Origin of the sequence: Streptomyces changanensis (genome assembly GCF_024600715.1) — a bacterium.
In the GTDB taxonomy this organism is placed as follows: domain Bacteria; phylum Actinomycetota; class Actinomycetes; order Streptomycetales; family Streptomycetaceae; genus Streptomyces; species Streptomyces changanensis.
This window is the reverse complement of the sequence record NZ_CP102332.1, coordinates 4,236,164-4,262,036: the sequence shown is the minus strand read 5'-3', so window position 1 is coordinate 4,262,036 and position 25,873 is coordinate 4,236,164. Positions and strand designations below refer to the sequence as shown.

26 protein-coding genes are annotated in these 25,873 nt (G+C 74.3%); 12 read left to right on the top strand and 14 right to left on the bottom strand.

What is annotated here, in order from left to right:
- Positions 1–214: 214 nt before the first annotated feature.
- Positions 215–448: a hypothetical protein gene (locus NRO40_RS19070; protein ID WP_079046949.1), complete on the bottom strand. Its 234-nt coding sequence runs from the start codon at positions 446–448 to the stop codon at positions 215–217.
- Positions 441–1,322: a mycothiol conjugate amidase Mca gene (mca, locus tag NRO40_RS19065; protein WP_058941498.1), complete on the bottom strand. Its 882-nt coding sequence runs from the start codon at positions 1,320–1,322 to the stop codon at positions 441–443. The genes NRO40_RS19070 and mca overlap by 8 nt, the downstream gene beginning before the upstream one ends.
- A 98-nt stretch (positions 1,323–1,420) precedes the next feature.
- Between mca and NRO40_RS19060 the strand changes: the two genes are divergently transcribed.
- Both NRO40_RS19060 and greA read left to right on the top strand, forming a co-directional pair.
- Complete coding sequence (locus NRO40_RS19060; protein ID WP_058941497.1) at positions 1,421–1,822, top strand: DUF4307 domain-containing protein; 402 nt, start codon at positions 1,421–1,423, stop codon at positions 1,820–1,822.
- Between the two features lie 216 nt (positions 1,823–2,038).
- Entirely contained in the window at positions 2,039–2,536 is a 498-nt protein-coding gene (gene greA / locus NRO40_RS19055; protein ID WP_058941496.1) for a transcription elongation factor GreA, read from the top strand.
- 84 nt (positions 2,537–2,620) lie between these two features.
- Here greA and NRO40_RS19050 read toward each other — a convergent pair whose 3' ends face one another.
- The 3 genes from NRO40_RS19050 to ilvA form a co-directional block, all read right to left on the bottom strand.
- Positions 2,621–3,472 (bottom strand): ABC transporter permease, encoded by an 852-nt coding sequence (locus NRO40_RS19050; protein WP_058941495.1) that lies wholly within the window; start codon positions 3,470–3,472, stop codon positions 2,621–2,623.
- Complete coding sequence (locus NRO40_RS19045; protein ID WP_058941494.1) at positions 3,469–4,545, bottom strand: ATP-binding cassette domain-containing protein; 1,077 nt, start codon at positions 4,543–4,545, stop codon at positions 3,469–3,471. Before NRO40_RS19045 ends, NRO40_RS19050 begins: the two co-directional genes overlap by 4 nt.
- Positions 4,546–4,681: 136 nt before the next feature.
- Positions 4,682–5,911 (bottom strand): threonine ammonia-lyase, encoded by a 1,230-nt coding sequence (gene ilvA / locus NRO40_RS19040; RefSeq protein ID WP_058941493.1) that lies wholly within the window; start codon positions 5,909–5,911, stop codon positions 4,682–4,684.
- Between the two features lie 125 nt (positions 5,912–6,036).
- On the opposite strand from ilvA, the gene NRO40_RS19035 reads away from it, so the two are divergent.
- From NRO40_RS19035 to NRO40_RS19025, 3 genes are all read left to right on the top strand, one after another.
- Positions 6,037–6,549 (top strand): MarR family winged helix-turn-helix transcriptional regulator, encoded by a 513-nt coding sequence (locus NRO40_RS19035; RefSeq protein ID WP_198549302.1) that lies wholly within the window; start codon positions 6,037–6,039, stop codon positions 6,547–6,549.
- Positions 6,550–6,818: 269 nt separating this feature from the next.
- The gene (locus NRO40_RS19030; RefSeq protein WP_232791010.1) at positions 6,819–7,259 is read left to right on the top strand and encodes a sigma factor-like helix-turn-helix DNA-binding protein; all 441 of its coding nucleotides are present in this window, start codon (positions 6,819–6,821) and stop codon (positions 7,257–7,259) included.
- On the top strand, positions 7,256–7,624 hold the full coding sequence (locus tag NRO40_RS19025; protein ID WP_306674879.1) for a hypothetical protein: 369 nt from the start codon (positions 7,256–7,258) through the stop codon (positions 7,622–7,624). The genes NRO40_RS19030 and NRO40_RS19025 overlap by 4 nt, the downstream gene beginning before the upstream one ends.
- A 74-nt stretch (positions 7,625–7,698) precedes the next feature.
- Here NRO40_RS19025 and NRO40_RS19020 read toward each other — a convergent pair whose 3' ends face one another.
- Positions 7,699–8,853 carry a cystathionine gamma-synthase gene (locus NRO40_RS19020; RefSeq protein WP_058941491.1) on the bottom strand — a complete coding sequence of 385 codons (1,155 nt, stop codon included), beginning with the start codon at positions 8,851–8,853 and terminating at the stop codon, positions 7,699–7,701.
- A gap of 67 nt (positions 8,854–8,920) precedes the next feature.
- On the opposite strand from NRO40_RS19020, the gene NRO40_RS19015 reads away from it, so the two are divergent.
- From NRO40_RS19015 to msrA, 5 genes are all read left to right on the top strand, one after another.
- On the top strand, positions 8,921–10,027 hold the full coding sequence (locus NRO40_RS19015; RefSeq protein WP_058941537.1) for a hypothetical protein: 1,107 nt from the start codon (positions 8,921–8,923) through the stop codon (positions 10,025–10,027).
- Between the two features lie 169 nt (positions 10,028–10,196).
- Positions 10,197–11,792: a M48 family metalloprotease gene (locus tag NRO40_RS19010; protein WP_058941490.1), complete on the top strand. Its 1,596-nt coding sequence runs from the start codon at positions 10,197–10,199 to the stop codon at positions 11,790–11,792.
- A gap of 220 nt (positions 11,793–12,012) precedes the next feature.
- Positions 12,013–13,140, top strand: coding sequence for a hypothetical protein (locus NRO40_RS19005; RefSeq protein WP_198549301.1), 1,128 nt, complete (start codon positions 12,013–12,015; stop codon positions 13,138–13,140).
- Positions 13,137–14,213: a hypothetical protein gene (locus NRO40_RS19000; protein WP_058941489.1), complete on the top strand. Its 1,077-nt coding sequence runs from the start codon at positions 13,137–13,139 to the stop codon at positions 14,211–14,213. The genes NRO40_RS19005 and NRO40_RS19000 overlap by 4 nt, the downstream gene beginning before the upstream one ends.
- Positions 14,214–14,269: 56 nt before the next feature.
- Positions 14,270–14,935, top strand: coding sequence for a peptide-methionine (S)-S-oxide reductase MsrA (msrA, locus tag NRO40_RS18995; RefSeq protein ID WP_058941488.1), 666 nt, complete (start codon positions 14,270–14,272; stop codon positions 14,933–14,935).
- A 93-nt stretch (positions 14,936–15,028) separates the two neighbouring features.
- Here msrA and NRO40_RS18990 read toward each other — a convergent pair whose 3' ends face one another.
- Both NRO40_RS18990 and NRO40_RS18985 read right to left on the bottom strand, forming a co-directional pair.
- Entirely contained in the window at positions 15,029–15,379 is a 351-nt protein-coding gene (locus NRO40_RS18990) for a DUF1330 domain-containing protein (RefSeq protein WP_058941487.1), read from the bottom strand.
- A gap of 160 nt (positions 15,380–15,539) precedes the next feature.
- Positions 15,540–16,583, bottom strand: coding sequence for an NAD(P)-dependent alcohol dehydrogenase (locus NRO40_RS18985; protein ID WP_058941486.1), 1,044 nt, complete (start codon positions 16,581–16,583; stop codon positions 15,540–15,542).
- A gap of 127 nt (positions 16,584–16,710) precedes the next feature.
- On the opposite strand from NRO40_RS18985, the gene NRO40_RS18980 reads away from it, so the two are divergent.
- Positions 16,711–17,631 carry a helix-turn-helix domain-containing protein gene (locus NRO40_RS18980; protein WP_058941485.1) on the top strand — a complete coding sequence of 307 codons (921 nt, stop codon included), beginning with the start codon at positions 16,711–16,713 and terminating at the stop codon, positions 17,629–17,631.
- Positions 17,632–17,930: 299 nt separating this feature from the next.
- Here the strand turns inward: NRO40_RS18980 and NRO40_RS18975 are convergent, their stop codons facing one another.
- Together NRO40_RS18975 and NRO40_RS18970 are read right to left on the bottom strand one after the other, a co-directional pair.
- Complete coding sequence (locus NRO40_RS18975) at positions 17,931–19,205, bottom strand: L,D-transpeptidase (protein WP_058941484.1); 1,275 nt, start codon at positions 19,203–19,205, stop codon at positions 17,931–17,933.
- A gap of 193 nt (positions 19,206–19,398) precedes the next feature.
- Positions 19,399–19,818, bottom strand: a complete 420-nt coding sequence (locus NRO40_RS18970; protein WP_232791009.1) for a hypothetical protein — start codon at positions 19,816–19,818, stop codon at positions 19,399–19,401.
- Between the two features lie 106 nt (positions 19,819–19,924).
- On the opposite strand from NRO40_RS18970, the gene NRO40_RS18965 reads away from it, so the two are divergent.
- Positions 19,925–20,260 (top strand): hypothetical protein, encoded by a 336-nt coding sequence (locus NRO40_RS18965; protein ID WP_058941482.1) that lies wholly within the window; start codon positions 19,925–19,927, stop codon positions 20,258–20,260.
- Between the two features lie 326 nt (positions 20,261–20,586).
- Here NRO40_RS18965 and hutH read toward each other — a convergent pair whose 3' ends face one another.
- The 4 genes from hutH to NRO40_RS18945 form a co-directional block, all read right to left on the bottom strand.
- Positions 20,587–22,128, bottom strand: a complete 1,542-nt coding sequence (gene hutH, locus NRO40_RS18960) for a histidine ammonia-lyase (RefSeq protein WP_058941481.1) — start codon at positions 22,126–22,128, stop codon at positions 20,587–20,589.
- A 173-nt stretch (positions 22,129–22,301) separates the two neighbouring features.
- Entirely contained in the window at positions 22,302–23,519 is a 1,218-nt protein-coding gene (locus tag NRO40_RS18955) for a GGDEF domain-containing protein (protein ID WP_058941480.1), read from the bottom strand.
- A gap of 271 nt (positions 23,520–23,790) precedes the next feature.
- Positions 23,791–24,645 carry an enoyl-CoA hydratase/isomerase family protein gene (locus NRO40_RS18950; RefSeq protein WP_058941479.1) on the bottom strand — a complete coding sequence of 285 codons (855 nt, stop codon included), beginning with the start codon at positions 24,643–24,645 and terminating at the stop codon, positions 23,791–23,793.
- Positions 24,646–24,674: 29 nt separating this feature from the next.
- On the bottom strand, positions 24,675–25,823 hold the full coding sequence (locus NRO40_RS18945; RefSeq protein ID WP_058941478.1) for an adenylate/guanylate cyclase domain-containing protein: 1,149 nt from the start codon (positions 25,821–25,823) through the stop codon (positions 24,675–24,677).
- Positions 25,824–25,873: the final 50 nt, after the last annotated feature.

Sequence of the window (25,873 nt, the reverse complement as noted above, 5' to 3'; positions counted from 1 at the left end):
CCCGCCCCCTCGCTTGGCGGGGACAAGGCTGAGACGACCGCTGACGCCCGCCTGCCGTCGCGGGCGGGGGAGCCGGATCGGAGCCGCGCGGGTGTACCGCCGGGCGCCCGCGACGGGGTCTCGCGAGTCAGCCGCGTCCGGGCGCGCCGGGCCGGCGCGGGGGCGGGCGGGCCCCGGCGCCGGCCCGGCTGCGGCGGTCACGTCCGCGCGGCGGTCACTCCTGCGCGGCGGGCGCCTTGCCGGTGGTGGAGGCGCCCCGCTCGGGAGCCTCCTCGAAGTCGACCCGGTTCATGTGCCGGTTCATCGACTTCATCAGGGCCCACACCGCCACGGCCATGACGGCGAAGACGACGAAGCCGAGGACGCCGGGGGTCACCTTGTTCTTGTCCAGCTCGGCGGCGAGCGGGACGAGCTGGGTCAGTGCCTGGTGTGCGCTCATGTCAGGCATTGTCCCGGATGCCCGCGAAGAGGTCGCTCTCGGGGAGGGACGTACCGACGAGCGACTTCGCGAGCTCGTACTCCTCGGTCGGCCAGACCTCCTGCTGGAGGTCCATCGGGACGCGGAACCAGCCGCCGTCCGGGTCGATCTGCGTGCGGTGGGCGATCAGCGCCTTGTCGCGGGTCTCGAAGAACTCCGCGCACGGCACGTACGTGGTGAGGGTGCGCTCGGAGCGCTGGAACTCGTCCCACCGCTTGAGCCACTCCCCGTACGGCGACTCCAGGCCGCGCGCCTCCATCGCCTCGTGCAGGGCGACGGTGCGCGGGCGGTTGAAGCCCTGGTTGTAGTAGAGCTTCAGGGGCTGCCAGACCGGGCCGAACTCCTCCTCCGGGTACGCCTCCGCGTCGGCCGCGCCGTCGAACGCCACCATCGAGATCTTGTGGGTCATGATGTGGTCCGGATGCGGGTAGCCGCCGTTCTCGTCGTAGGTGGTGATCACCTGCGGGCGGAACGCGCGGATGGAGCGGACCAGGCGCCCGGCCGCCTCGTCGACGTCCTCCAGCGCGAAGCACCCCTGCGGCAGCGGGGGCAGCGGGTCGCCCTCGGGCAGACCGGAGTCGACGAAGCCGAGCCACTCCTGTGCCACGCCCAGGATCGCCCGCGCCTCGTCCATCTCCTTGCGGCGCACCTCGTGGATGTTCTCCTCGATGTACGGGTCGCCCTGGAGCTTGGGGTTGAGGACGGAGCCGCGCTCGCCGCCCGTGCACGTGACCACGAGCACGTCCACCCCCTCGGACACGTACTTGGCCATGGTGGCCGCGCCCTTGCTCGACTCGTCGTCGGGGTGCGCGTGCACTGCCATCAGTCGCAGCTGCTCAGTCAAGACGGGATCCTCAATGATTGGTCAGGGTCGCTCGGCTTCTATAGTGACGGAATCGACGCAGCGGATATTCCGTCGTTCGGCGCACGAGAGGAACGATCATGGGCGTGACGGGCGGGCGGCCCCCCGAGGGCCGGTACGGCCGCGCGGCGGAGGAGCGCACGGACCGCGGGCTCAGGATCGTCGGCGCGGTGCTGGGCGCCGGACTCGTCGCCTTGGTCGCCTGGTTCGGGTACGACTACGTGGCCGGCGAGAAGGTCAGCGCCGAGATGATCAAGTTCGACGTCGTCGACGCGGGCCGTGTGGACGTGCACCTGGAGGTGCGCAAGGACGACGGCGCGAAGGGCTTCTGCACGGTCCGGGCCCTCGCGGAGAGCGGTGCCGAGGTGGGGCGCAAGGAGGTCCGCTTCGACCAGCCGGCGTCCCGCGTCGACGAGGTGATCACCGTGCGCACCACGGAGCGCGCCACCGCCGCCGAGCTGCTCGGCTGCACCTCGGACTGACCCGCCCGCCCCGCCCCCGCGCCCGCGCCGCCGGGCGCACACGCCGGCGGCGGACGCCCGGCCGTCCGGGGTGACCTGCGGAGTCCTCGGTTCCATGACATTCGTCCTCCCCCTTTGGGCAGGTAATTGTTAGGCTCGTGGTTTCGCCCTCCGGTTCAGGCCGCATGCTTCTGGTAGGGCGATGCTTTGTATTCCCAGCACCGACGAGGAGCACCTGTGACCCAGACCAGCGACAACGTCACCTGGCTCACCCAGGAGGCGTACAACCAGCTCAGGGCCGAGCTGGAGTACCTGTCTGGTCCCGCGCGAACCGAGATCGCTGCCAAGATCGCGGCGGCGCGCGAGGAGGGCGACCTGCGGGAGAACGGCGGGTACCACGCGGCCAAGGAGGAGCAAGGCAAGCAGGAGCTGCGCGTCCGCCAGCTCACCCAGCTCCTGGAGCACGCGAAGGTGGGCGAGGCCCCCGCGGCGAGCGGCGTGGTCGCCCCCGGCATGGTCGTGACCATCGCCTTCGACGGCGACGAGGACGACACGCTGGTGTTCCTGCTCGCCTCCCGCGAGTACGCGAGCTCCGACATCGAGACGTACTCCCCGCAGTCCCCGCTGGGGTCGGGCGTGAACGGCAAGAAGGTCGGCGAGGACGCCGAGTACGAGCTGCCGAACGGGAAGAAGGCCTCGGTCCGGATCCTGGACGCGAAGCCGTACTCGGCCTGACGCCCGGAGCGGGTACGGACACCGGAGGGCCGGGTCGCGCGAGGTGCGCGGCCCGGCCCTCCGTCGTGTCCGGCCTCCCGCGGGTCAGGAGGCGGAGCGGTACTTGCGCACGGCCAGGGTGCGGAAGACCGCGATGATGAGCAGCGACCAGATGATCGACGCCCACACCGGGTGCTGCATGGGCCAGGCCGTCGACTCCGAGACGCCCGGGTTGCCGAACAGCTCGCGGCACGCCTGGACGGTGGCGCTGAACGGGTTCCACTCCGCGACGTGCCGCAGCCACGGCGTCATCCGGGACGAGTCCACGAACGCGTTGGACAGGAACGTCACGGGGAAGAGCCAGATCAGACCACCGGACGTGGCCGCCTCGGGCGTGCGCACGGAGAGGCCGATCAGCGCGCCGATCCAGGAGAAGGCGTAGCCGAGCAGGAGCAGCAGCACGAAGGCGCCGAGCGCCTTGGGCACGCCCTCGTGGATGCGCCAGCCGACGAGCAGGGCGACGACCGTGAGCACGACGACGGTGAGCGCGGTCTGCACGAGGTCCGCGAGGGTACGGCCGGTGAGGACCGCGCCGCGGGCCATGGGCAGCGACCGGAAGCGGTCGATGAGGCCCTTGTGCATGTCGTCGGCGATGCCCGCGCCCGCGCCGGCCGTGGCGAAGGTGACGGTCTGGGCGAAGATGCCGGCCATCAGGAAGTTGCGGTAGACGTCGGGGTCCGTGGTGCCGCCGATGTTCATCGAGCCGCCGAAGACGTAGCTGAACAGCACCACGAACATGATCGGCTGGATGAGCCCGAAGATGATCATCTCGGGGATCCGGGACATGCGGATGAGGTTGCGCCGGGCGATGACGAGGGAGTCGGCGACCGACTGCGCGATGCCGCCGCGCGGTGTGGGCGCGGCGAGGCGGGGGCCGGTCTCGGACACGGTGCTCACGCGACACCCTCCTTGCGGTCGGCGTCGCGGTCGGCGTCGCGGTCGTCCCGGGGGCCGCCGCTGCCACCGTCTCGCCGGCCGTCCCGCCGGCCGCGGCCGGGGGCGCCGCTCTCGGGGCCGCCCTCCTCGTCCCGCTCGGCGGCGTGGCCGGTGAGGGAGATGAACACGTCGTCGAGGGTGGGCCGGCGCAGGCCGATGTCGTCGATCCCGACGCCGCGCGAGTCCAGCTCGCGGATGACCTCGGCGAGCAGCTTGGCGCCGCCGGTCACCGGGACGGTGAGCTTGCGGGTGTGCGTCTCGACGGCTACCTCGCCCTTGCCGAAGCCGGTGAGGACGGCGCGGGCCGGCTCGATCTGCTCGGGCCGGTGGACGACGACCTCGACGCGCTCGCCGCCGGTGCGGACCTTCAGCTGGTCGGCGGTGCCGCGGGCGATGACCTTGCCGTGGTCGACGACGCAGATGTCGTGGGCGAGGTGGTCGGCCTCCTCCAGGTACTGCGTGGTGAGCAGCACGGTCGTGCCGCCCGCGACCAGTTCCTGGATGACGTCCCACAGCTGCTGCCGGTTGCGCGGGTCGAGGCCGGTGGTCGGCTCGTCCATGAACATCACGGGGGGCGACACCACGAGCGCGGCGGCGAGGTCGAGGCGGCGGCGCATGCCGCCGGAGTAGGTCTTGGCGGGGCGGTCGGCGGCGTCGGCGAGGTGGAAGCGGTCCAGCAGCTCCACCGCGCGGGCCTTCGCGGCCCGGCCGGACATCTGGTAGAGCTGGCCGACCATGTGGAGGTTCTCACGGCCGGTGAGGTACTCGTCGACGGCGGCGAACTGGCCGGACAGGCCGATCGCCCGGCGGACCTCGTTGGGGTGCTTGAGGACGTCGATCCCCGCGACGACCGCCTTGCCGCTGTCCGGCCTGAGCAGCGTGGTGAGGACGCGCACGGTGGTGGTCTTCCCCGCGCCGTTGGGGCCGAGCAGCCCCAGGACGGTCCCTTCGGGGACGTCGAGGTCCACGCCGTCCAGAGCCCGTACGTCGCCGAAGGTCTTCACCAGACCTTCGGCGTGGATTGCGCCTGGCATGTGGGTTCTCCCGTTGATGGGGTGAATCGCTACCCGAAGCCTAGGGACGGGGGGCCGGACGCGCGCGCGAATATGTGGGCGCGGCCACAGGCGCGCGGGACCGCGCGGTCCCGCGCGGTCCCGCGCCCTGGGGTCGTCAGGACATCACCGTGTGGCCCGCCTCCCGCAGGGCCGCGGCGACCTCCTCGCAGTGTTCGGGGCCCTTGGTCTCCAGGTGGAGCTCCACCTCCACCTCCGTCAGGCCCAGCCGCGGGTCCGTACGGACGTGGCCGACGTCCAGGACGTTCGCGTCGACCCCGGTCAGCACGCCCAGCAGGTTCGCCAGGGCGCCCGGCCGGTCCGGCAGGCGCAGCCGCAGGCTCAGGTAGCGGCCCGCGGCGGCCATGCCGTGGCGCAGGGTCCGCTGGAGGACCAGCGGGTCGATGTTGCCGCCCGACAACACGGCCACGACCGGGCCGTCGAACGCCTCCGGGTCGGCGAGGAGCGCGGCGACCGGGCTCGCTCCCGCCGGCTCGACGACCAGCTTGGCCCGCTCCAGGCAGAGCAGCAGCGCGGCGGACAGGGCGTCCTCGGAGACCGTGCGCACCTCGTCCACCACGTCCTGGACCAGCGCGAACGGCACGTCGCCCGGCCGCCCCACCATGATCCCGTCCGCCATGGTCGGCCCGCAGTCCACGGCGACCGGGCGGCCCGCCGCGAGCGACCCGGGGTAGGCGGCCGCGGCCCGCGCCTGCACGCCGACCACGCGGACGTCGGGCCGCAGCGCCTTCACCGCGACGCCGATCCCCGCCGCGAGCCCGCCGCCGCCCATGCCGACGACAATCGTCCGCACCTCCGGACACTGCTCCAGGATCTCCAGGCCGACCGTGCCCTGACCGGCGATGACGTCGGGGTGGTCGAAGGGGTGGATGAAGACGGCGCCCGTGTCGCGCGCGTACGCCTGGGCCGCGGCCAGCGTCTCGTCCACGACCTGCCCGCGCAGCCGCACCTCGGCGCCGTACTCGCGGGTCGCGGCGACCTTCGGCAGCGGGGCGCCGACCGGCATGAAGACCGTCGAGCGCACGCCGAGGAGGGAGGAGGCCAGCGCCACGCCCTGGGCGTGGTTGCCGGCGGACGCCGCGACCACCCCGGCCGCCCGCTCCTCCGGCCGCAGCCCGGAGATCCGCACGTACGCGCCGCGGAGCTTGAACGAGCCGGTCCGCTGGAGGTTCTCGCACTTGAGGTGCACCGGGGCGCCGACCAGCGCCGACAGGTGCCGGCTGCCTTCCAGCGCGGTCGTCCGCGCGACCCCGGAGAGCATCTTCTGCGCACCCCTGACGTCATCGAGCAGGACGGTGTGCAAGGGGCGAGTGGTGCGGAAGCTCATGACAGCAAGTCTCGCAGCTCGGGAAGTGCTCCATATCGTTTCCGCAGCGCCGGTACGGAGGCGCGGCGGGCCGCGTACTCTGTCCCCCACCACCACACCGACCGCCGCACGAGAGAGCCCCAGCCATGCCCACTTCACAGGACATGACGACTGATCTTGACTCCGGTCTCCTCGATGCCCTCCAGCACCAGGTGGCCGTCTTCGCCCGGCGGGCCGAGCAGACCCGCCTCGGTGGGACCGGTCAGCTCCGCAACTCGATGGACCGGGCCGCGTACCTGCTGCTCAACCGGCTCGACCAGGAAGGCCCGATGGGCGTCAAGGCGCTCGCGGCCGGGATGGGCATCGACTCCTCGACGGTCACCCGCCAGGTCGCGCCGCTGGTCGACACCGGCCTGGTGAAGCGGACCTCGCACCCGGAGGACGGGCGTGCTGTCGTGCTCCAGTTGTCGCCGCGCGGCCAGGCCCGCCTGGAGGAGGTGCGCAGTTCCCGCCGCGACCTGATGGCCCGGGTGACGGAGGGCTGGACCCCCGACGAGCGGGAGTCGTTCTGCACCCTGCTCACCCGCTTCAACTCCGCGCTCTCCGCCCGCCAGCTGGGGCTGCCCCCGGCCGACCCGGAGACGGACCAGCCCTCCTGACGGGGGCGCACGCCTCCTGACGGGCGCACGCGCGTGATCGACGGGGCCCACGGCCCTGCCGAAGGGTGCGCGCCCTTGAGGGACGGGGTCCACGCCCCCGGCGCACAGGGTTCCGCCCCCCTGGTGCACGGGGTTCCGCCCCCCCTGGTGCACGGGGTTCCGCGTCCCTGGTGGACAGGGAGCGTCCTCGGCGGACGGGTGCCCGCCCCTGGCGGAGGGGTGGGTGCGGGAGTCTTGACCGCGCCGGACCGCTGGACTCTGATGAGGACGTGGTCGCACAGGACTTCGGGTTCGGGGCGTTCGTGGCCGGGACGGCGGGCCGGCTGCTGCACGTCGCCACGCTCCTGACGAGCGAGCCCGCCCGGCCCTCCGGCGCCAACCCGCACGCCCAGCGGCTCGTGGCGGCCGCGTTCGGGGCGACGTACGCCCACTGGGACCGGATGCGCGACGAGGACCCGTACGTGTACGCCCGGCGTGAGCTCGCGGTGCGGTTCGCACGCGCGGCCCGGCGGTTCCGGCGCGGGCGGGGCGGCCCGCTCTCGGCGCTCACGCCGCGCGAGCGGCTCGCCGTGGTGCTGCGGCTGTACGAGGGGCTCTACGAGGAACAGGTCGCCGCGCTGCTCGGGCTGTCCGTGGAACGGGTGCGCGCCTTGTGCGAGCACGCCGTCGGGACGCTGCGCAGCACCCCGCGCCGGGCGGTGGCCCGGTGAGCCCGGCGGACGGGACCGGTACGGGCGCCGGCGCGGGGACGCCCGGCATGGGCGCGGGCGCCGCCGACCCGACCGGCGCGGGCGCGGACGGCGCCGGGGGCGGGGCGGTGGTCGGCGGCGGGGACCGCAAGGAGCAGGAGGTGCGCCGCCTGCTCGCCGCGGCGGCCCGCCCGCGCGTACCGCCCGACCTGCTCGCCCGGGCGCTCGCCCACGGCGGCCGCGCCCGCCGCCACGAGCGGTGGCGGCGCCTGCTGCTGTGGCTGGTGCTGACCGCCGCGGCCGTGGCGTTCACGGTGTGGGCCTGGACCGTGGAGCCCTGGGAGGCGCCCCCCATGCGGACGACGCCGCCCCTGGAGCCCTGGTGATCCCGGCCGGTGATCCACGGGGCGGCCCCGGCCGGCGGGATCCGGCCGGTGGTCCGTGGCCGGTGGCGCGTGGCTCAGCCCAGCGCCTGGCGCAGGTCGGCGAGGAGGTCGTCGACGTTCTCGATGCCGACGGAGAGCCGCACGAGGTCCGCCGGGACCTCCAGCAGCGACCCGGCGACGCTCGCGTGCGTCATCCGGCCCGGGTGCTCGATCAGCGACTCCACGCCGCCCAGCGACTCACCGAGCGTGAAGAGCCGCGCGCGGTTGCAGACCTCGACGGCCGCCTCCTCGCCGCCCTCCACCCGGAACGAGACCATGCCGCCGAAGGACCGCATCTGCTTGGCGGCCACCTCGTGGCCCGGGTGCTCGGGCAGGCCCGGGTAGAGGACCTGCGTGACCTTCGGGTGCGAGGTCAGCATCTCGGCCACGCGCGAGGCGTTCTCGCCGTGCCGGTCCATGCGCACGGCGAGGGTCTTGATGCCGCGCAGCACGATCCACGAGTCGAACGGGCCGGCGACCGCGCCCATGGCGTTCTGGTGGTACGCGAGCTGCTCGCCGAGCGTCTCGTCCGCGGTGACCAGCGCGCCGCCCACCACGTCCGAGTGGCCGCCCATGTACTTGGTCAGCGAGTGCACCACGACGTCCGCGCCCAGCGCCAGCGGCTGCTGGAGGTACGGCGAGGCGAAGGTGTTGTCGACGACCAGCTTGACGCCCGCCGTGCGGGCCACGTCCGCGAGGGCCGCGATGTCGGTGATGCCGAGCAGCGGGTTCGAGGGCGTCTCGACCCAGATCAGCTTCGTGCGGTCGGTGAGCGCGTCCCGCACCGCCGCCGGGTCGGAGGTGTCGGCGACCGACCACTCCACGCCCCAGCGGGAGACGACCTGCGCGAAGAGGCGGAAGGTGCCGCCGTAGGCGTCGTTGGGGATCACGACGTGGTCGCCGGGGACCAGCAGCGCGCGCAGCAGGCAGTCCTCGGCGGCGAGCCCCGACGCGAAGGCCAGACCGCGGCGACCGCCCTCCAGCGCCGCGAGGTTCTCCTCCAGCGCCGTGCGGGTCGGGTTCGCGCTGCGGCTGTACTCGTAACCGCCGCGCAGCCCGCCCACGCCGTCCTGCTTGTAGGTGGACACCTGGTAGATCGGCGGGACGACCGCGCCGGTCAGCGGGTCGGCGGTGTTGCCCGCGTGGATGGCGCGGGTCTCGAAGTTCTGGTGGATGTGCTCGTCGCTCATGGTGCGAGCGTAGTGCGAGCGGTCCGCCCGGCGCCTTCCGGCGGCCGTCCGGGACAATGGGCGCATGGTGGAGATTCTCTGGTTCCTGTTCGCCGTCGGCCTGATCGCCGCGGTCGTCGCGCCGTGGCTGCTGCGCCGCCGCTCCGGCGGCATCCGCCTGGCCGAGCCCGGCGCGCCCGACGCGGCCGACCCGCTCGCGTACGGCTTCGTGCGGCAGGAACTGCTCGACGTCCGCATGCCGGGTCCGGACGAGGACCTGGTGGAGGTGCTGGACGTCGTGCAGCGCACCCAGGACTGGCGGGCCGCCTCGCAGCTGCTGGCGGGCACGCCCAAGGAGGGCGAGGCGCGCTGGCAGCGGGTGCAGGCGTTCGCCGGGGCGGCGTCGCTGGAACTCCGGCAGCGGCCCGGCGTCGGCGGCGCGTGGCTGCGGTCGTGGCGGGCGGAGGCCCCGAAGGACGCGGGGGGCGCGGCGGTGCACGCCGAGTTCCTGGTGCAGCAGGCGTGGCGGACGGCGACGGTCGGGACGGACGAGTTCCGGATCATCCTGGAGGAGGCGCGGACGGTGTGCGGCGAGGCCGCGCTGCTGGCGCCCGGCGACCCCGTGCCGTACATCGTCGAACTGGCCGTCGCCCGCGGCCTCGGCTACCCGCACGAGCGGTTCGACCAGGTGTGGGCGAAGGTGATGGACCGCGACCCCGGGCACATGGGCGCGCACATCGCGGCGCTGCACTACTGGTGCGAGAAGTGGCACGGTACGCGGCAGGACGCCGACCGGTTCGCCACGTCCGCCGCGGCGCGCGCCCCGCAGGGCTCGCTGCTGGCGGCGCTGCCGCTGTTCGCCGTGTGGGAGCACCTGCCCGACCTGGCGCTGGTGCGTGACTTCTACGGGACGCGCGTGGTGTCGCAGGCGATGGAGGGCGCGCTGTACGCCGTGCACTCGGCGCGGCCCGACGACCCGATGCTGGCCCACGTGCGGCACCTGCTGATCCACTTCCTGGTGGGCGCACAGCGCTGGAGTGAGGCGATGCACCAGATCGTCCAGGTCGACGGGCACGTCGGGGCCCTGCCGTGGACGATGAGCGAGGACCCGGCGGCCGAGTACGCGGTGTACCGGGCGCTCGCGGTCGCCGGGTACGAGGCGAACGGCGGCAGCCCGGCGACACTGCCCCGCTGAGGCGCGGCCCGCGGCGCCGGTCCCGCCCGTACCGCGGCCCGGGCCCACGGGCGGGAACGCGTTTGCGAAGTGACCCTCTGCCAGGTGATACTCCGCTTCCCCCCACGCCGCTTCGCCATGCCGTTTTCGGCTCCGCATTCTTTCTCATCCCGTGGGGGGACCCTGCCCGATGGGCGCTTTCCTGCGCGCGCTGCGCGCCTCCGTGCTGCTCGCCGGCTTCTATCTGCTCGGCCTCGGCCTGCTCGCCGCGCTGGCCGTCGCCGACTGGGCCGCGTACACCTGGACTCCCAGCAGCCTCGCCCTGAAGCTGTACGTCGTCAGCGCGCTGCTGGCCGTGCCGATCGTCCGCGGCATGTTCATGCTCCGCACGCCGAAGGGCGACGAGGCGCACGGCGTCCTCGTCACCGAGGAGCGGGAGCCCCGGCTGTGGCGGGCCGTGCGCGACCTCGCCGACGGGGTCGGCACGCGCGCTCCCGACGAGATCCGGCTGACCGCGGACATGAACGCCGCCGTCAGCGAGGACGCCCGCTTCCTCGGCCTCCTCGGCGGCACCCGCCGCCTCTACCTGGGCCTGCCGCTGATGGCGGGCCTCACCGAGGCGCAGCTGCGGGCCGTCCTCGCCCACGAGATGGGCCACTACGGCAACGCCGACACCCGGCTGTCCGCCATCACCGTCCGCGGCCGCGTCCAGGTCGCCCGCACCATCGCCCACTTCGAGGAGCGGGCCGGTGGCAAGGTCGCCAAGGAGCGGGCCAAGCAGGAGAAGAGGAACGCCAGGAAACTCGCCCGGGGCAAGGACGCCAAGGAGGTCGACACCACCGGCGTCGGCCTCACCTACCGGGCCATGGCCCGGATCTACCGCGCGTACGGCCACTTCTACCTGCGCGCCACCCTGGCCGCCTCGCGCCGCCAGGAGCTGGCCGCCGACCTGGCCGCCGCCCGGATCGCCGGCCGGGACGCCACCGCGGCGGCCCTGCGCGGACTCCCCGCCCTGGACGCCGCGCACGGCTTCTACATGAGCTCGTACGCGACGCTGGGCGTCGGCGCCGGGCTGCTGCCGCCGCGCGGCGAGGTCTTCGGCGGCGTCCGCCACCTGCTGGCCGCCCGCGCGGACGAACTGGCGGCCATGCGCCGCGACCTGCCGACCGAGCCTGCGTCCCCGTACGACTCGCACCCGCCGGTCGCCGAGCGGGTCGCCCGCCTGGAGTCCCTGCCCGACGACGGCCGCGCCTCCGAGCCGGCGCTGCCCGCGCTGGGCCTGCTCGGCGACGCGCACGCGGCGCTGGCCGCCGTGGAGGACGTCTCGCTCACCCCGGAGGCGCTGCGGATGCGCCGCGTCGAGTGGCCCGAGCTGGTCCACGAGTCGATGACCGCGCACTTCGCGCGGGAGGCCGAGCCGCTGCGGCGGGCGACCGCCGAGGTGACCGGCGGCGAGGGCTCACTGACGTCGCTGCTGAACGCGCTCGACCTGGGCGTCGGCTGGGAGATCGCCGACCACCTGCCGAAGTCGGAGCAGGCCGGCGCGGCGAAGGGGCGCGCGGCCCGCGAGTTCGCCCGTCCCGTGCTGCGCAGGGGCCTGGCCCGGCTCGTCGCCGGCGAGCTGATCGCCCGGGGGGTCGCCCGCTGGGAGCTGTCCTGGTCGGAGCCCGCGGCGCTGGTCATGCCGGACGCGTACGAGGAGCGGCTGCCGGACGCCCTGGACGCGGCGGTCGCCGACCGCCCCGACACGGCGCCGCTGCGCGCCCTGCTCGCCACCCCCGCCTGACCAGCGGGCGGCCGGGACGCCGGTGGCTCCCCACCGCCACCCCAGGCACCACGGGCACCCCCGGGCACGCAGGCCCGCAGGCACACAGGCACACAGGCACACAGGCACACAGGCACACAGGCACACAGGCACACAGGCACCAGAAGACCAGTACCAGCACCACAGTCACGACCCACACCACTCGCACCGCCCACCTCCCACACCCCCGAGGCCACCCACCGTGAAGATCCTGCTCTGGGTCGTCCTGACCCCCGTCGTCCTCCTGGTCCTGGGGGTCGGCGTCTACTTCCTCAAGGCGATCGTGCAGGGCGCGATCGAGGGGTGGCGCTCCGACCCCGACGCCGAGGAGGCGACCGCGCGGGCCGCCGAACGCGTCGCCGCGCTCGGCCTGCTGCCGCCCGAGCGGCAGCACACCAAGCTCGCCGCACCGCAGCCGCAGGCCCTGACCGTCGCCGTCGCCGCCGCTCGCGCCGGCGACTGGGAGCCCGCCGCCGCCCTCTTCGAGGAGACGGCCGCCGCCCGTGACTGGGAGCGCCGCACCGCGTACTGCGAGAAGCTCGCCGACGTCGCCGCCGAGGACGACACCTGGCTGCTCGCCTGGGAGGCGGCCCACCCCGACGACCCGGGCGCGGCGCTCGTACGGGCCCGCAGCTCGGTCTTCCTGGCGTGGCGGATCCGCGGCGCGAAGCGCGCCCAGTACACGACGTCCGAGCAGTTCGAGGGCTTCCACCGCACCCTGGCCCGCACCCGTGGCGAGCACGCGCGCGCGGCGGAGCTGGCCCCGCACGACGACCCCTCCCCGTACGTGGGCGAGATCTGGACGGCGATCGGCCTCGGCTACCCGCACGAGGAGATGCACCGCATCTGGCGGGACATCACCAGCCGCGCCCCGCACCACTACGAGGCGCACTTCTCCGCGCTCCAGTACTGGTGCGGCAAGTGGCACGGCTCGGAGGAGCTGGCGCGGGCGTTCGCCGTGCGCGCGGCGGCGCAGGCGCCCCCCGGCACGCTGATGCGGGCGTTCCCGCTGATCGCGCACTTCGAGCACGACGAGTCGGACTCCGCCGACGTGGACCGCACCCCGGAGATGTACGCGGCCGTGGACGCCGCCCTCGCCGACGCGGCCGCCGCCGACCCCGACCACCCCCGCCTGGCGGAGGTCCGCCACCTCCTCGCGTACTACCTGTACCTCCAGGACCGGTGGGAGCCGGCCCTGGAGCAGTTCCGCCTGGTCGACGGCTACGTCGACGCGCTCCCGTGGCGGTACAAGGGCGACCCGGCGGGCGAGTTCTGCCGGATGCGCGACGAGTCCGCGGTGAACGCCGCCGACGGGCGGGCCGCCGCGTGACCGTGGAGATCGCCCGCGTCCTCGCCCTCGTCCTCGCGGTCGCGGTGGGCGTCGTGGTGTACCGGCGGGTCGTCGGCCCCTCCGAGCGCCCGGCGTCGACCGGCGTGGCGGAGGAGCTGGGCCTCCTCCCCCGCTCCCGGCAGAACACGCTCCTGTCGACCCCCGCGCCCGCCCTGGAGCGCGCCCTGGCCGCCGCCGCCCACGGCGGCTGGGAACCGGCCGCCCGTCTGATGGCGGCGACCCGGGAGGACCGCGACTGGTCGCTGCGCTGCGGCTACGCCCGCGCCCTCGGCGACGCGGCCGCCGAGGGCGACGGGGCGTGGCTGGAGACCTGGACGCACGTCGCCGGGCCCGACGACCCGGACGTCGCGGTGGTCCGCGCCCACGCGACGGTCTCCGTGGCGTGGCGCCTGCGGGGCGCGGCATACGCGAAGGACACCAGCCGGGAGCAGTTCGCCGGTTTCCACCGCACGCTCGCCCAGGCACCGGCGGAGATCGAGTGCGCCGCCGAGCTGAACCCGGCGGACCCCACCCCGTACGTCGCGGAGCTCCACACCGCCCGCGGCCTGGGCTACCCGCACGCGCGGGTGCACCGGATCTGGGCGGAGGTCACGGCCCGGGACCCGTACCACTTCGACGCCCACACCTCGGCGCTCCAGTACTGGTGCGCCAAGTGGCACGGCTCCGCCGAGCTGGCGGAGTCCTTCGCGCGCTCGGCGGCCGCGGCGGCCCCGGCCGGCAGCCTCCTGGCGGTACTGCCGCTGGTGGCCTGGTGGGAGCACCACGACGACGGCGCGAAGGCCGGCGACTACCGGACCCCGCAGCTCGTCGCGCTGGTCGACGCGGCCCTGGCGGACGTCGCGGCCGCCCCGCCCGGCCACCCGCGGGCGGCGACCGTGCGGCACGTCCTGGCGTACTTCCTGACGCGGCAGGGCCGCCACGAGGCCGCGCTCGAGCAGTTCCGCCTGGTCGACGGCCACGTCGGGGCCTTCCCGTGGGCGTACCACGGCGACCCGGCGGCGGCGTACTGCCGGTGGCGGGAGGAGGCGGCCAAGGGGGCGCGCCGGCGCTGAGGAATCCCCGGCCGGGCGCGGGCGTTCCCCCCACGAGCCCCTCTGGAGGAGACGCGATGTTCTCGTACCGCCGTACGCCCGAGATGCCCACGCCCGAGCAGGCGCCGAAGGGCCGCCCGGACCCGGAGTTCACCCTCCCCGACCGCCACACCGTCCTGGGCAACCCCCTGCGGGGCCCCTACCCGGACGGCCTGGAGGTCGCGGACTTCGCCCTGGGCTGCTTCTGGGGCGCGGAGCGCGTCTTCTGGCGGACGCCCGGCGTGTGGACCACCCTCGTCGGCTACCAGGGCGGCATCACGCCGAACCCGTCGTACGAGGAGGTCTGCTCGGGCCTGACCGGCCACACGGAGGCCGTCCGGGTGGTCTTCGACCCGTCCGTCGTCCCGTACGAGCGGCTCCTCAAGGTCTTCTGGGAGGCCCACGACCCCACGCAGGGCCACCGCCAGGGCAACGACGTGGGCACCCAGTACCGCTCCGCCGTCTTCACCCACACCCCGGCGCAGGCCGAGGCCGCCGCGGCGTCCCGCGACGCGTACCAGCACGTCCTGACGTCCGCCGGCCACGGGGCGATCACCACGGAACTGCGGCCGGCGACCGCCCACCCCTTCCACCCGGCCGAGCCGTACCACCAGCAGTACCTGGACAAGAACCCGGCGGGCTACTGCGGCATCGGCGGCACGGGCGTCTCCTGCCCGGTCGGCGTCGCGAAGGCTGACGGCTGACCCGCTCCCGCCGGGCGCGGCACTGACGCCGGGCGCGTTCCTCGCCGGCCCCGCCCCCGTGAGCGGCGCCGGGCGGGGCGGCTCAGCGCGGGGTCAGGGGAGCTGGGCCAGGCGGAGCGCCGCGGCCGTCGTCGCCGGGTCGTAGTCCGGGGCTAGGCCGTCGATGAGCAGGACGTCGCCGTCCATGTGGCGGGTGCGCAGCGGCAGCAGGGCCTGATAGGCCTCCGATGCGTACCAGTCGCGGGCGTGGACCAGGGACGGGAAGCCGATGATCACCAGGGCTTCCGGCCAGTCGCCCTCCAGGACCTCGCGCGCGGGTGCGCCGTGCACCAGGAAGCGGCCGTCGAACGGGTCCAGCGTGGACTGGATCCGTTCCATGTAGGTGAGGACCTCCTCGTGGAGCGTCCTGGGCGGGCGCAGCCTGGCTATCGCGTACGCGGGCATGGAGTCCCCTCTCCTCGATCCGCCTGCCGCCAGGCGGAGTCGATCCACCAGACTGCCCGACGGCGGGGGTGAGGGGAAGGGCCGTCGATCATCGGGGACGGGCGGCCGGCACCCCTCGGGGGAGGCGCCGGCCGCCCGCGCGGCAGGGGACGCCGCGCCGTCAGATCGTCGCGGTGTCGATGACGAAGCGGTAGCGGACGTCGCTCGCGAGGACGCGCTCGTACGCCTCGTTGATCCGGTCGGCGCTGATCACCTCGACCTCGGCGCCCAGGCCGTGCTCGGCGCAGAAGTCCAGCATCTTCTGGGTCTCCGCGATGCCGCCGATCATGGAGCCGGCGAGCGTCCTGCGGCCGTTGATGAGGGAGAAGAGGTTGAGGGAGACGGGCTCCTCCGGGGCGCCGACGTTCACGAGCGCGCCGTCCGTCTTCAGCAGTCCGAGGTAGGCGCCGAAGTCCAGCGGGGCGGAGACCGTGGAGACGATCAGGTCGAAGGTGCCGGCCAGCCGCTCGAAGGTGGCGGGGTCGCTCGTCGCGTGGAAGTGGTCGGCGCCGAGCTTGCGGCCGTCCGCCTCCTTGCGGAGGGTCTGGCTGAGGACGGTCACCTCGGCGCCCATGGCGTGGGCGATCTTCACGCCCATGTGGCCCAGGCCGCCCAGGCCGACGATGGCGACCTTCTTGCCGGGGCCCGCCTGCCAGCGCGCGAGCGGCGAGTACAGGGTGATGCCGGCGCACAGCAGGGGCGCGGCCTCGTCGAGGGGGAGCGCGTCGGGGATGCGGACGGTGTAGTTCTCGTCGACGACGATGTGCGTCGAGTAGCCGCCGTAGGTGGGCTCGCCGTTCTTGTCGAGGGCGTTGTAGGTGCCGGTCATGCCGCGCACGCAGTACTGCTCCAGGCCCTGGCGGCAGTACGCGCACTCGCGGCAGGAGTCGACGAAGCAGCCGACGCCGACGCGGTCGCCGACGCGGAACCGCGTCACGGACGGGCCGACCCCGGTCACCACGCCGGCTATCTCGTGGCCGGGCACCATCGGGTAGATGCCCTGGCCCCACCCGTCGCGGGCCTGGTGGATGTCGGAGTGGCAGATGCCCGCGTACCGGATCTCGATGAGGACGTCGTGCTCCCCCACCGCGCGGCGCGGCACGGTGGTGCGCTCCAGCGGGGCCTTGGGGGCGGGGGCGGCGTATGCGGGTACGTTCGTGGTCATACCGTCGATCCTGCCTCCCACCTGCGGATCCACCCAGCCCTCTGCTGTTCGTACCACCGGCGTTCCTACCACTGGCGGGGACAGGGACAGGGAGCCGACCGGGCCGGGCGGCCGGGATACTGGGGGTATGGACCAGCGTGCCGAGCTCAGCGAGTTCCTCCGCTCCCGGCGTGCCCGGTTGAAGCCCGAGGACGTCGGACTGCCCGCCGTGGGGCGGCTGCGGCGCGTGCCGGGGCTGCGCCGGGAGGAGCTGGCGCTGCTGGCCGGGGTGTCCGTCGCGTACTACACGCGGCTGGAGCAGGGGAACGGGCAGAACGTCTCCACCGAGGTGCTGGACGCCATCGCCCGCGCGCTGCGCCTGACGGACGCCGAGCGGGACCACCTGCTGCACCTGGCGAAGCCCGCGCACAAGAAGCGGAAGCGGTCGCGCAGCTTCCGACAGCAGACCGTACGGCCCGCCGTGCGCCATCTGCTGGACTCCATGGACTCGGTGCCCGCCCTCGTCCTGGGGCAGCGGCTGGACGTGCTCGCGTGGAACCGGCTCGCCCAGGCCCTGTTCGGCGACTTCGCCGCGCTGGAACCGCAGGAGCGGAACATGGCCCGGCACGTCTTCCTCTCCCCCGTCGCGCGCGACCTGTACGTGGACTGGGAGGCGAAGGCGACCGAGGTGGTGAGCGTGCTGCGGATGTACGCCGGGTGCTCCGCCGACGACCCGCAGCTCGCGACGCTGGTCGGGGACCTGTCCGTGCGGAGCCCCGAGTTCCGGTCGTTGTGGGCCGCGCACACGGTGCAGGAGAAGGGGCACGGGGTGAAGCGGCTGCGCCACCCGCTGGTCGGGGAGCTGACCCTGTCGTACGAGACGCTGCGGATCCCCGGCGACCACGACCAGAGCCTGCTGGCGTACACGGCCGAGCCGGGCTCCCCCGCCGCGGAGTCGCTGCGGCTGCTGGCGAACTGGGGCGTGGACGCCTCCGCCGCAGCGGACGCCTCGACCACCACGCACGTCACGTCCACCTCCGTGGCCCCGGCCGACCCGCGCGACCCCTGAGCCCCCTGCCCCACTCCGGCCCGGTCCCGTCCGGACGGACAGGACTGGGCGGGGCGGGGCGGGACAGGACGTGCCGGCGACGCGCGGAGGGTGGAACGGCGGGAGGGCGGACTACCGGCGGTACCGAGCGGCGCGGGCGGTGCCGGCGGTGCGCCACGGGTGGTAGTGGTCCGGACGGTCGGGCCGGCGCGTGGACGACGGAGGCGGCGGTGCCCTCCCGGGGTGCACCGCCGCCTCCGTCATGCCGTGGCCCGGACCCCGCGTGCGCCGAAAGCGCCGGGGCGTCGGACGGGCGCGGGTCAGAGCGCCGAGCCGGCCTTCCAGTCGGCCCAGTTCATGTTCCAGCCGTTGAGGCCGTTGTCCGGCTTGATCGTCTTGTCCTTGGAGTTCTTGACGATCACCACGTCGCCGATGAGCGAGTTGTCGTAGAACCACGCACCGGGCTGGTTCGGGTCGCCGGCGCCCTTCACGTCGTTGAGGCCCACGCAGCCGTGGCTGGTGTTGACGTTGCCGAAGACGGAGTCGGAGCCCCAGTAGTTGCCGTGGATGAAGGTGCCCGACGTGGACAGCCGCATGGCGTGCGGCACGTCCTTGATGTCGTACTCGCCCTCGCCGTCGTCGTCCGTGAACCCGACGGTCGCACCGTTCATCCGGGTCTCCTTGAACTTCTCGGAGATCACCATCTGACCGTTGTAGGTCGGGTTGTCCGGGGAGCCGGCGGAGATCGGGATCGTCTTGATCGTCTTGCCGTCCTGCTGGACGGTCATCTTCTTGGTGGCGACGTCCACCGTCGAGACCTGGTTGCGGCCGACCTTGAAGGTGACGGTCTTCTGCTGGACGCCGATGACGCCGTCCGCGCCCTCGACCCCGTCGAGCTTGAGCTTCAGCGTGACCGTGGAGCCCTCGTTCCAGTACTGCTCGGGGCGGAAGTCGACGCGCTGGTTGTTGAACCAGTGGCCGACGACCTCCTGGCCGCTGGAGGAGGACACCTCGATGGCCGACTGCACGGCCTTGCGGTCGGTGATCGGCTTGTTGAAGGTGATCGAGACCGGCATGCCGACGCCGACGGTGGAGCCGTCCTCCGGCGTGAAGTTGCCGATGAAGCTGTTGTCCTTGGAGACGGTGGTGAAGGAGGAGTTCTCGTGGGCCTCCCGGCCCTCGGAGTCCTTCGCCGTCGCGGCGATCTTGTACGTCGTCGCGCGTTCCAGCTGCTCGGAGGGGGCCCAGCTCTTGCCGTCGGCGGACATCTCGCCCTTGACCGGCTCGCCCCCGGGGGAGGTCATGACGACGGAGGTGAGCGTCCCGTCGGCGACGGTGACCTTGGCGTCGTTGTTGATCGACGCGTTGTTCGCGCCGTTCTTCGGGGTGATCGTTATTCGGGCCTGCGAGGTCTTCTGCGCGGCTGCCTCGTCGACCTGGGCCTGTGAGCTGTCCGGACTCCCGCTGCTTCCGTTGGCGGCGTCGGCCTTGTCACCGTCGTTGCAGGCCGTGAGCGCCAGCACGCCGCTCAGCAGTGCGGACGCGGCCACCAGGCCCCTGCGCCGCTTACCGTCCGTCATCACACGCTTCTCCATCGTCGCGGATATCCTGCTCGCCTCTTCACCAGAACACCCTTATCACCCTGCCCCGTTCCCCCCTCGGGCAAGGTGTGGGGAACACCACTGATCGACGCACGAGCGGGCGGGTCGGTTCCCGGCAGGGTGTGGCCCCGGCCACACGCGCCGGGGGCGCGGTTTGCCGGGGCCCGCAGGATGTCACGCCGACGGCTCAGCCGCGCCGCCCGTCCACGATGCGACCGTCGCCGGCGCGGCTGTCGCCCCGCCCCTCGCCGGGCCCGCCCTGGTCGGCGTCGCCGTCACCGTCGTCGTCGAAGTCGAAGTCCTCGTCGTCGACGAGGAAGGCGTCCACGTCGGGGTCGTACGCGGTCTGCTCGCTGCTCCACGACGCCTGGACGAGCTCCACCCCGGGCACCTCGCCGACGAGCTGGAAGGGCTCGACGAGGTACGCGAGCGCTTCCGCTTCGTCCTCGCGGACGGTCGTTCCGGCGTGCGCCCGCTCCTCGTCGGGCATGTACTCGTCGTCGCCGATCCGTCGCAGTGCGGCGTCGGTCAGCTCGTCCCGTTCGGTCACCTCCAGCACCAGGTCCACGCGAAGCCGTACATATCGTGAGGTCTCAGAAGAGGTCATATGACGGAGGGTAAGCCGCCCGAGCCCGCGACTTTTCTGCGACCCGCTGTGTTCACTAGCATCTGCGCAACACCCAATTCTCGGTTCCGCAAGGGGATCTGAATCTGTGTCCGTCGCACGCCGACCTCTGCTGACCGCCACCGCCGCCGGGACGCTGCTCGGCGCCCTGTGGTTCGTGCCCTCGGCCAACGCCACCGGCGAGGAGCCGGGCGCCTCGGAGTCCACCCGGCGGAAGGCGGCGGACGCCTCCGACGTGCGCGCCGCGGCGGCCGGCGGCGCGCCGGGCGCCGGGTCCGGGACGGCCGCGCAGCAGCTGCGGCTGGCCGACACGGGCACCGGCGTCGACGCCTCGCCGTACCTGCTCGGCGGCACGGCGTTCCTCGCCGTCGGCGTCGGCCTGGTGACCTTCGCGGTACGGCGCGGGGCACCGGCGTCGTCCTGACGCGTACGCCCGGCACCCGCACCGCCCGCCGGGCGCGTGGGCCCCGACCGGACGGCGCCGCTCCGGCCGGAGACGAACCCTGGGAGGCTGCCCCCTGGAGACGAACCCCCAGGAGGCGAACGCCCGGGAGTCGCCCCCCGGAGGCGAATCGCCGGGAGGCGTACCCCCCCCCCCGGAGGCGAACCCCCGGGAGGCGGGACCCGGGAGCCGGCCCCGGAGGCGAACCCCCGCAGGCGCCCCCCGGGAGGCAGGCCCTTCGGACGCGCGGCCCGAAGTCGCCCCGGAGGCGGGCCGCCCCCTCCGGGACGGTCCCGCCTCCAGGGGTGTCAGGCGAGCGGCCCGGTGACCTGCTCGGCGGCCGCGACGACCCCGCCCGCCCGGACGAACGCGTCGGCGGCCTCCAGGTCGGGCGCCAGGAACCGGTCCGGGCCGGGGCCCTCGACGCCGGCGGCGCGCAGCGCGTGGATGACGGCGCGGGAGGCCGGGGCCGGGGTCAGGCCGTGGCGCAGCTCGATCGCGCGGGTCGCCGCGTACAGCTCGACGGCGAGGATCCGGTTGAGGTTGCCGATGGCCGTGCGCAGCTTGCGGGCCGCGGACCAGCCCATGGAGACGTGGTCCTCCTGCATGGCCGACGACGGGATGGAGTCGGCGGAGGCCGGGACGGCGAGCCGCTTCATCTCGCTGACCAGCGCGGCCTGCGTGTACTGGGCGATCATGAGACCGGAGTCGACGCCCGCGTCGTCGGCGAGGAACGGCGGCAGGCCGTGGCTGCGGTTCTTGTCGAGGAGCCGGTCGGTGCGCCGCTCGGCGATGGAGCCGAGGTCGGCGGCGGCGACGGCGAGGAAGTCGAGGACGTACGCGACCGGGGCGCCGTGGAAGTTGCCGTTGGACTCGACGCGGCCGTCGGACAGGACGACGGGGTTGTCGACGGCGGAGGCGAGCTCGCGCTCGGCGACGAGCCGGGCGTGCGCCAGGGTGTCCCGGCCCGCGCCGGCGACCTGGGGGGCGCAGCGCACCGAGTAGGCGTCCTGCACACGGGGCGCCTCGTCGGCCTGGTAGTGCCCGACGAGGCCGGAGCCGTCGAGGACGGCGAGCATGTTGGCGGCGGCCGCGCCCTGTCCGGGGTGCGGGCGGATGGCGTGCAGCTCGGGCCGCAGGACCCTGTCGGTGCCGAGCAGGGCCTCCAGGGAGAGCGCGGCGGTGACGTCGGCCGTCTTGTACAGGGTGTCCAGGTCGGCCAGGGCCATGACGAGCATGCCGAGCATGCCGTCGGTGCCGTTGAGGAGGGCGAGCCCCTCCTTCTCCCGCAGCTCGACGGGGGTGATGCCGTGGGCGGCGAGCAGCTCGGCGGCGGGGCGGACCTCGCCGTCGGGACCCTCGGCGTCGCCCTCGCCCATGAGGGTGAGCGCGCAGTGGGAGAGCGGCGCGAGGTCGCCGGAGCAGCCGAGCGAGCCGTACTCGTGGACGACGGGGGTGATGCCGGCGTTGAGGACGTCGGCCATGGTCCGGGCGACGTGCGGGCGCACGCCGGTGTGCCCGGAGGCGACGGTCTTCAGACGCAGGAACATCAGGGCCCGGACGACCTCCCGCTCGACGCGCGGGCCCATGCCGGCGGCGTGCGAGCGGACGATGTTGCGCTGGAGCCGGCCGCGCAGGTCCTGGTCGATGTGCCGCGTGGCGAGCGCCCCGAACCCGGTCGAGACGCCGTAGACCGGCTCCGGCTTGGCGGCGAGGGCGTCCACGATCTCCCGGGCGCGGGCGAGGGCGTCGAGGGCCTCCTGGGACAGCTCGACGCGGGCGTTGCCGCGGGCGACGGCGATGACGTCGGCGGCGGTGGTACCGGACGTCCCCACCACGACAGTGTGCATATCCATATTCAGCACCCTACGGACTGAATCCCAACGTGTCACTACCCTGCGGCGAGGCAGCCCCTTACCCCCGACCGCCCCTCACCCCCGAGCCTGCCCCCCACCACCGGGCGCACCCCACCCGGACGGCGGCGCCCCCCACCCGCCCACACACCCGCCGGGCGGGCCCCCGGTCAGCCACCCGGGCGGGCGTCGCGGAAGCGCCGGCGGTCGCGGTGGCCGGCCGGCGGGGCGTCGGCGAGCCGTACGACGGAGCCGTCCCGCCCGGCGACCACCGGCTTCGGCGACCGGGCGGCCTTCGCGCGGTACTGGGCGGCGTCGGCGAGCCGGAACAGCCGCCGGGCGGACCGCACGGGCCCGATCGGGTCGCCCGTCGACGCCACCCCGCACGCCACGCCCTCGCCGAACTCCAGTTCGCCGGCGCGTACGCACAACTCGTCGGCGGCCGCGACCACCTCGTCGGCCTCCGGCCCCACCGCGAGCAGGCAGAACTCGTCCCCGCCGAGACGCGCGGCCAGCGCCCCGGGCAGCCGCGCCCCGCAGCAGGAGAGCAGCGACCCGAAGCGCTCCAGGAGGCGGTCGCCGACGGCGTGCCCGTGGGTGTCGTTGACGTGCTTGAGCCCGTTCAGGTCGCACACGACGAGGCTGACGACGGCCCCGTCGGTGAGGAAGCGGTCGACCGCCTCGTCCAGGCGGGTGTCGACGGCCCTGCGGTTGGCCAGCCCGGTCAGCGGGTCGGTGAAGGCCAGCTTCCTGACCTCCTCCAGCCGTTCGGTCTGGGCGATGCCGGCGGCCACCACGGAGGCCAGCACGGTCGCGAAGTCGGCGTCGTCCCGGTCGAAGGCCGGCGCCCCGACCGGGCGGGCGACGTACAGCTCGCCCCACGCCCGTCCGTGCAGCACGATCGGCGCGACCACGCAGCTGCCGCGCCCGCGCCGGCGCAGCGCCGCCACCCGGCCCCAGGACCGCGGTTCCGCCCGGCCGGGGAGGCCGCCGGGCCGGACGGGGCCGCCGCCCGGGCCGCCGACGGAACCGCCCCGGCCGTACGCGCCCGGCGCGGGGTCGCCGTCGTCGGCGGTCTCCACCCAGGCGTTCGGCTCGCCCCCGCCCGCCCACCGGTCGTGCAGGAACTCGGTGATCTCGGAGAACTGGTGCACGGGGTACGTCTCGGAGTCGGGGAACTCCTCCTCGTCGGGCGTCCGCCGACCGGCGTTCACGAGGACCTTCAGCCGGCCCAGGTCCCGCTGCCAGGTGGACAGCGCCGCGAACGTTCCGCCGAGCGCGTCGCACGCGCCCAGCGCCGCGGCCCGCCAGCACTCCCGCGGCGTGTGCGCCGCCGCCATGGCCTGCGCCAGCGCCACCACGGCCTGCAGTCGGACATCCTCACGCATTCCTCAAGCTTAGGGAGGTGTCCGAACTTTTCACCCAAGGGCCCCACTGGTTACTCCAGGTGACCACGCGCCCCGCGGCACCCGCCGGGCCGGGAGCCCACGCGGGGGCCCGAAACCCACGCCAAAGCCGCGGCCGGGGCGGGACCCGGGGCCGACCCCCGCGCCCGCGCCGGAACCCACGCCGGATCCGGGCCGGGCCGGGAGCCGGCCCCCGCGCCCGCCCCCGGACCCCGGCCGCGGGCCCCGGGCCGAGGCCCGAGCCGGCGGCGTCCTACTCCCCCGGCCAGCTCGGCGGGCGCTTCTCGTTGAAGGCGGCGACGCCCTCCTTGCGGTCGCCGGAGAAGGCGACGGACCGCCACGCCGCGTCCTCGACCTCCAGCCCGGCCCGCAGGTCCAGCCCCTGCCCCAGCCGCAGGGCGCGCTTGGCGGCGCGCAGCCCGACGGGCGAGTTCGCCGCGATGCGGGCGCCCAGCTCCAGCGCGGCGCCGCGCGCGTCGTCCTCGACCAGCTCGTCGACCAGGCCGAGGGCGGCCGCCTCGGCGGCGGCCACGCGGCGGGCCGTGAAGACCAGCTCGGCGGCGCGGGCGGCGCCCACGCGGCGCGGCAGCAGCTGCGTGCCCCCGCCGCCGGGAATGACGCCGACGGACACCTCGGGCAGCCCGACGACCGCGGTGGCGTCGGCGACGATCAGGTCGCAGGCGAGCGCCAGCTCGAAGCCGCCGCCCAGCGCGAAGCCGCGCACGGCGGCGACGGTCGGCATCGGCAGCTCCAGCACGCCCGTGTAGGCGGCGCGCGCGGTGGGCCGCTGGCGCAGCAGCTCGGCGTCGGTGAAGGAGTTGCGCTCCTTCAGGTCGGCGCCGACGCAGAAGGCCCGGTCATGGGTGGAGGTCAGCACCGTGACGCGCACCGACGGGTCGGCGGCGAGCGCGTCGCAGGCGGCGCCGATGGAGCGGGCCATGGCGGTGGAGACGGCGTTCATGGCCTGCGGCCGGTCGAGGACCAGCTCGGCCGTGAAGCCGTGCCGCCGGACGGCGACGAACTCGCCGTACCGCTCCTCCTCCGCCGCGCCGGCGGCTCCCCCCGGCGCCCCGGCTCCGGCCCGGTCCTCGGTCTGCTGCTCGGACATGTGGCGCCCACCCTCCCGGTTAACGAGCGTTATCGCGTCTCACCGGGGATCTTAGGCTCCCGCCGCGACAGCAGCCAGGGTTCGATGACGCCGAGGCCGCGGACCGGCCGCTGCCACATGGGCTGGAGGGCGAAGCGGTACGGGGCCGGGGCCCGGCCCTCCTTCTCCGCGCGGGCCGCCTCCTCCGCCGCCTGCGCCTCGGACACGGGCGCCTCGCCCGTACGGGCCAGCTCCTCCGCCAGGGCCCCGTCGACCAGCACGGCGTCCTTCGGCGCTATCGACGTGAGCCGGCTCGCGAGGTTCACCGTCGTGCCGAAGACGTCGCCCATGCGGGTGGTGACCGTGCCGAAGGCGATGCCGACGCGGAGGGCGGGCATGGTGTCGTCGCCCCGCAGCGTCTCGATGAGCCGCAGGGAGATCTCGGCGGCGGTCCCCGCGTCGTCGGCGGCGAAGAGCACCTCGTCCCCGAGGGTCTTGATCAGCCGGCCGCCGTGCGCGGCGACGAGGTCGGCGCAGGTGGTCTCGAACGCCTCGACCAGCTCGCCGAGCTCCTCCTCCTCCAGCCGGCGCGTCAGCCGGGTGAAGCCGACGAGGTCCGCGAAGCCCACGGCGAGCCGCCGGTCGACCATCTCGTCGTCGTCACCCGCCTGGACGACCCGGCCGGTCGCCGCGGCGAGCTGCCGCCGCCACACGTACACCAGGAACTCCTGGAGTTCCGGCAGCAGCAGCTCCACCAGGGGGTACGTGACCTCGGTGCGGGTCATCCCCGGCTCGGGCGGCTCGGTCAGCCCCTCCAGGAAGGAGTCGATCTGCCATTCGGCGAGCCGCGCCGTGGTCTGCCCCGTCGACCGGGCCACCTGGACGGCCATCGGCTCGCTGAGCAGCCCCGCCTCGACCAGGCCGGCCAGCCGCCGCAGGGCCAGGACGTCCGCCTCGGTGAGCGCCTTGGCCTGCCCGATGTCCGCGAAGCCCATCGCCCGCCAGAAGCGGGAGGCGAGGTCCATGGAGACGCCGGCCGTGCGGGCCGCCTGAAAGGGGGTGTAGCGCCGCTCGGCGCCGAGGATCAGCTGCTCCAGGCGGATGGCCAGGGGGTTGTCGGTCGGCTCCGCCGTGTGGTCGACGACATGGTGGGGGGTGGGATGTTCCGCTCCGCCCGCGTTCGCGTCGTCGACGGTCACCGGCCGCCTCCTGCCCGATCCGTACGCACTGCCCTGCCTGCCGTTCTGTC

Bases quoted from the DNA above. Each gene is read 5' to 3' on its own strand.
- NRO40_RS19070 (WP_079046949.1), bottom strand. From the start codon at position 448: ATGCCTGACATGAGCGCACACCAGGCACTGACCCAGCTCGTCCCGCTC.
- NRO40_RS19060 (WP_058941497.1), top strand. From the start codon at position 1,421: ATGGGCGTGACGGGCGGGCGGCCCCCCGAGGGCCGGTACGGCCGCGCG.
- NRO40_RS19045 (WP_058941494.1), bottom strand. From the start codon at position 4,545: ATGCCAGGCGCAATCCACGCCGAAGGTCTGGTGAAGACCTTCGGCGAC.
- ilvA (WP_058941493.1), bottom strand. From the start codon at position 5,911: ATGAGCTTCCGCACCACTCGCCCCTTGCACACCGTCCTGCTCGATGAC.
- NRO40_RS19035 (WP_198549302.1), top strand. From the start codon at position 6,037: ATGCCCACTTCACAGGACATGACGACTGATCTTGACTCCGGTCTCCTC.
- NRO40_RS19020 (WP_058941491.1), bottom strand. From the start codon at position 8,853: ATGAGCGACGAGCACATCCACCAGAACTTCGAGACCCGCGCCATCCAC.
- NRO40_RS19010 (WP_058941490.1), top strand. From the start codon at position 10,197: ATGGGCGCTTTCCTGCGCGCGCTGCGCGCCTCCGTGCTGCTCGCCGGC.
- msrA (WP_058941488.1), top strand. From the start codon at position 14,270: ATGTTCTCGTACCGCCGTACGCCCGAGATGCCCACGCCCGAGCAGGCG.
- NRO40_RS18990 (WP_058941487.1), bottom strand. From the start codon at position 15,379: ATGCCCGCGTACGCGATAGCCAGGCTGCGCCCGCCCAGGACGCTCCAC.
- NRO40_RS18985 (WP_058941486.1), bottom strand. From the start codon at position 16,583: ATGACCACGAACGTACCCGCATACGCCGCCCCCGCCCCCAAGGCCCCG.
- NRO40_RS18980 (WP_058941485.1), top strand. From the start codon at position 16,711: ATGGACCAGCGTGCCGAGCTCAGCGAGTTCCTCCGCTCCCGGCGTGCC.
- NRO40_RS18975 (WP_058941484.1), bottom strand. From the start codon at position 19,205: ATGGAGAAGCGTGTGATGACGGACGGTAAGCGGCGCAGGGGCCTGGTG.
- NRO40_RS18970 (WP_232791009.1), bottom strand. From the start codon at position 19,818: ATGACCTCTTCTGAGACCTCACGATATGTACGGCTTCGCGTGGACCTG.
- hutH (WP_058941481.1), bottom strand. From the start codon at position 22,128: ATGCACACTGTCGTGGTGGGGACGTCCGGTACCACCGCCGCCGACGTC.
- NRO40_RS18955 (WP_058941480.1), bottom strand. From the start codon at position 23,519: ATGCGTGAGGATGTCCGACTGCAGGCCGTGGTGGCGCTGGCGCAGGCC.
- NRO40_RS18950 (WP_058941479.1), bottom strand. From the start codon at position 24,645: ATGTCCGAGCAGCAGACCGAGGACCGGGCCGGAGCCGGGGCGCCGGGG.